We start from the raw sequence: 4,692 nt of genomic DNA, 5'->3' as shown, positions 1-4,692 counted from the left end.
TTTTTCCGCTTCTACCGTCAGTTCGTTGATGATTATCTGCGCCTGCACCTGGTTTGATCCTAATGGGATTCCACTCCAGTTACTAGCTTGACCTTTCAACTGGAGATACAACCGATTGGTGTCCTGGCTTACCTGTTTTATTTTCGTCTGCAGGCGCTCGACTTCATCTACGTTAAATGTAAGCTTCGTTGACGCCATGTGATTCCCCCTGCTTGCTTCTAATAAAATTAGCTATGCAGCACTCTGCATAGCTAATTGCATTCTTATGTAGTGGGGCTCATGTTGTTGAAAGTATATTGATAGATTCTTAGAAACCTTTTTGAGAGTTCTTAATATTTTTAGAAAGTTCTGAATAACTCTTAGATACATTATTCATATGAGTTCCAATATCCTCAAGTGCTTTGCCAAATGCATCGAAAGTTTTCTGCATACTTTTTACCTTTTCGGCAAAATCTCTAGCTGCTGCATCCTCCCAAATACTATTCAGATTCGTTGCTGTCGTCATAATTTTTTTCATTAATGCATCGTACTCTTGTTTTTGTTTCAAAACCGTATTTGCCTGCGATGCCAATCCCTCGTAACTCAATGTAACTTTGTCTGCCATTCTTAACCTCTCCTTTAAGTAATTGTTTTTTATATAAAAATGAACTTAAAAAATACTTTTTTTTCAGATCAATAAGATCTTTTAAGTTCATTATTATAGCTCCGGTTTTCTTATCAGTTTTTTTTGCAAACCCTATCTACCCTGCCCCTGATAATCGTTTCGCACAGAATAATCTGACTCGAACAGAATGATATCCCCAGAGGAAAAAGAGAACGTCTGCCCCATTTCATCTGTGCTCCCAGTCATCTGACCTTCAATCGCCCACATGTTAGCAATCGGTGCCTTGTAGCCTAAAATACGAGTGTCTGCATCTCCATTTTTAGTCGTATAGATTTGGAAATTCACCAGAATATAACCACCAGTGATGAACTCCTTCTCATGCCCATCTAATGTGCCTCCATATTGATTCGCCAGAGTGACGATGTTTGTTCCCTTTGGCAGGATATATGGTGCAATCGGCAAGTTATACTCCCCGTACCAATGCTGTACGCTGCGGACGGCTGTGATCGGATTAACTACATCCGGGATGTCGGTCGGGCCGATTAAAGTTCGCGATTCAAAGGGTAGGACTTCCATGTCGTAGCCGTATGCGATTTTGGTTTTTCGCTTTAGATACTGTTTGTAGAACTTAAACCAAGGCGTCTTATCTCGCTCCGCTTGAGTCATTATATAGTTGTACTCATAGCTTGCTGCCGTCGATAATTCACCATTCGATATATTCCGCAAGCCATCCGCCAAGCGGTAGGTCCGGGTGTAGCTCAGCTTGTCCTTTGGGGAGCCGACGCCGATCATCTTATTCTTCGAACCGGAAATATCATAGTACAGATCGACGGGTGTCGCTGTGCCTCCAGTTTTCGGAATAAAATAGAAGCTTGGCTCGATCCGGATACCTTCGCCTGGCTGCCACAAGTTCCCGATGGTCCGGAAGTCAAACAGGAAGGAATAGCCGTTATGTGGTACCGTCCTTTGCTCCGTGGGGTGAGAACCCTTGCGGATCGGCAGCTGCCACTGTGGCTGTCCACTTAAAGCGGTCGGTATGCCATTCTCATCATTTCCGCCGGTATAATACATCGCGTTGCTATGCTCCAATGTCCCAACGCCAGTTCGAAACACCTTCTCAAACCGGAAATCTCCAATGTCCCAGATCCGGAAATTGAACAGCCGACCGACCACACCCACATTGAAGCTCTCTGATGCGCAATAATTCCATAAGTCTCCGTTCCGATTCACTTCGCAAAGATCTGAACCATCCGATGGAGCATTAATCGCCCAAGACTGCGTCTGAACCGTATAGTTTCCTTCATCAACCCAGGTTGGCATCTTAAAGGTCATGGACGGCGTCCCTACAGGAATGTAGATCCAAGTATCCTCTGGGTAATAATTGCCATCTTGAAACACACCAAACGGAAATTGAATCCGCTTGTTTTTCGTGTATTTGGCATAATCCCGGTTGCCGTACCCAGGGATATTGAGATGCTGGCCACTCTCCGTAAAATGTATGGTGAACGGTCGATCCAAGATCAGCACCGCCCTAGTCATATCCGGTGTCATACGTTGATCGAATGGGCGGTTATCGTCAGGAAGAATCGAGTAGTTGACGACCGGTGTGTGCACGGTGACGGAGTTAATTCCGCTTATCGGAAGCACCTTATCCTCTGTCCCACCGTTGATATTCCCATCCATTGGAGTGTAGGTTACCTCGCCGGAGCTAGAAAGATTAGGAGCATTCAGATGTGTTGGCTCAATAATGTTGCCCGGACTGTACAGCACTTCTTCACCTATGGGCTGCGGGTTCGGGATGGTCGTGGGTGGAAGTCCCGCTTCTATAGCTTCATTCCCGTTCATGATCGTCTGCCCAGTGAAGGCAAGGCTATCATTTTGCACTTTGATTTTCTTGGCGGCTTCCTCGGCTTTCGGCCGGAAAGTCTCTGTTTCATCGTCTGGTTCCGGCCGGGTCGTTCCCCCATCTTTAACAGTGGTTGGAACAGTAATTGAATCCGGAGCATCAGGAGGATAATACTTGCCCGTGGTTTCTGCTGTAAAATTAGGGGCTGTATAACCGTTAGGATCTAAAGTAATCTGTCCTCCAGAAAAAGCATCATTTACCAATAACGCCCGAGCAAGGGAGTAAACATCTAGTGTATCGATAGTCCAATACGAATAAGGGCGCTCGATTGAATACGAGTATTCTACTTCCTTCGGTTCACTTGTCGGAGCGGGCACAGTCCCTGTGCCTGTAGGAGCCGGTTTTCTAGGATCCCATTTTAGGGTATATGTTTTATTAATCTTAATGTTATAGGTGCAAGTACCTTCCATCTCTACAAAACTATTTTGATATAAATAACTCTGCGTTGAGACATGGCCATACAAGCTTTCAGAACTTGGAATACCCTGCAGAACATCAAATTGTTCATTCCCACGCTGATCTGCCCGGATCTCAGCAGCCATCTCAGGATCCATATATTCACCGGGGATCTCCTGACCTGGAACAGGATCAGTGCATTCTACTGAGGAGTTTCCAGGGGTTGGGGTTGGTCCGGGTGTACCTTTGATATATACGACATATTGATCAGGATAACGGTAGCTATAGGTTTTAAAAATATACTTAAAGTCAGCGTAGTAAAACAGCATAGCTGCATTACCTGCGCTCAATTTTCGATAATACTTTGCATTATCATGCTCTTGTGTGTAAGTAATCGTTGCTCTATCCAAGCTCACTTGACCAGCAGCATTAATAGAGTAGGGTTGATATCTGACCAGTTCTGTCGATGAATCTGTACTTCCGTAATCAGTTTCATTGGCCTTTACATCAGTATCATAAAGTATTTTCACATGCTGATTCATTTTATCCTTATCATTCTCAGGGAATAGTTGATCCAGAACAGATTGCGTGTTATCCAAGTAGGCTGTACTAGTAATATTGGGATATAACGAATTCGTAAAAGGTTTGCTGCGAATAAATTCATCTTCTTTTATACGAATAAATACATTTGGATACGCATCCGCTGGGGGACTTGTTCCAGGCCTTTTTGGAGTTGGAATTTTACGAGTTTCATCTAAATGACTTAATATCTTATAATCACCTCCAAAAGCTCTCCAACTCGTATCCCCGCTACCCATTTGCCAAGCAAACCATCCCCCATTACCTCTATTCTCACTAGATACAAATTCAACAGGATCTCCTGAAAATTGTATCTCTCCATTATAGGTCTGGCTGTTCACGGGTATCGTCCGAACCACTTGCCCATCTCGCTTGAACTCAATCTTGGTAATAATGTTACCCGTTCCCGCATTCAGTCCTAACGGTTTTGTTTTAAGTCCTGTATAACGGTAAAATATCGCACCTGAGTCTTTTTTTACAGCATTTCCGTTTGTATTGTATTTATTAGACAAATCTACAGTCTTCCAGATGTGTTCCCCTACTTCGGCGGCTCTTCCTGTTTGTGACTTTAATGTGATAAGCGTCAAGACTAATACCGATACTAATATACTGGTTACTTTGATCCACCTCATCAACTTCCTCTTCACTATTGTTCACTATGAGGATTTACAATTAAAATATCTGCAAAGGAACGAAAATATCCAGAAGTCGGTGTAGCTATCCATACATATACCGATTCACTCAGCTTATCTTTCGTAACTTTAGGAATAATCTTATAAGGAGAATCATCTCGTTTCTTGTGAAAAACTGGTGCGGTCATCGTTAATACACCCTCTTCTTGCTTAGGATTGGGTAATCCTACTCCTATTAATTCTATCTGTGCAAATCCATCACCGAAATAACGATCCGGTGCATCATTTTTCTCCGTTGACTTCCAATAGAGGAGATATGCTTTTTTATAGTTCGATACGGGATGTCCAGGATTCCCATATTCTCCATAACTCCATTTAAGTGTGCTCAATGGAGCAATTTGTTTTAAATTAGGATCATTCGGATCCTCTAAGTCAATGGCAATAAGCTCATGTAGGGTCGCCACGTATTTATTGTCTTTGGAGGTTAGGGTTAACTTATCTTCTCTCCATTGATCTTCAATGCTGGCATATCGCGACCAATCTTTACCACGATATCCAACAATCTCCGGCATCAC

The 4,692-nt window shown here is 43.3% G+C and carries 2 protein-coding genes and 2 pseudogenes; all 4 read right to left on the bottom strand.

Annotation, left to right across the window (positions count from 1 at the left end; translation table 11 throughout):
• Positions 1-198, bottom strand: a pseudogene (locus tag CA600_RS30380) (hypothetical protein); the annotation flags it as partial.
• Positions 199-307: 109 nt separating this feature from the next.
• Positions 308-604 carry a WXG100 family type VII secretion target gene (locus CA600_RS30375; protein ID WP_094874805.1) on the bottom strand — a complete coding sequence of 99 codons (297 nt, stop codon included), beginning with the start codon at positions 602-604 and terminating at the stop codon, positions 308-310.
• Between the two features lie 132 nt (positions 605-736).
• Positions 737-4,117 carry a DUF5704 domain-containing protein gene (locus CA600_RS30370; protein ID WP_094874804.1) on the bottom strand — a complete coding sequence of 1,127 codons (3,381 nt, stop codon included), beginning with the start codon at positions 4,115-4,117 and terminating at the stop codon, positions 737-739.
• A gap of 14 nt (positions 4,118-4,131) precedes the next feature.
• Positions 4,132-4,692, bottom strand: a pseudogene (locus tag CA600_RS31450) (hypothetical protein); the annotation flags it as partial.

The organism is Paenibacillus sp. VTT E-133280 (assembly GCF_002264385.1).
Taxonomy (GTDB): domain Bacteria; phylum Bacillota; class Bacilli; order Paenibacillales; family Paenibacillaceae; genus Paenibacillus_AQ; species Paenibacillus_AQ nitricinens.
This window is presented reverse-complemented; position numbering and strand designations above follow the sequence as displayed.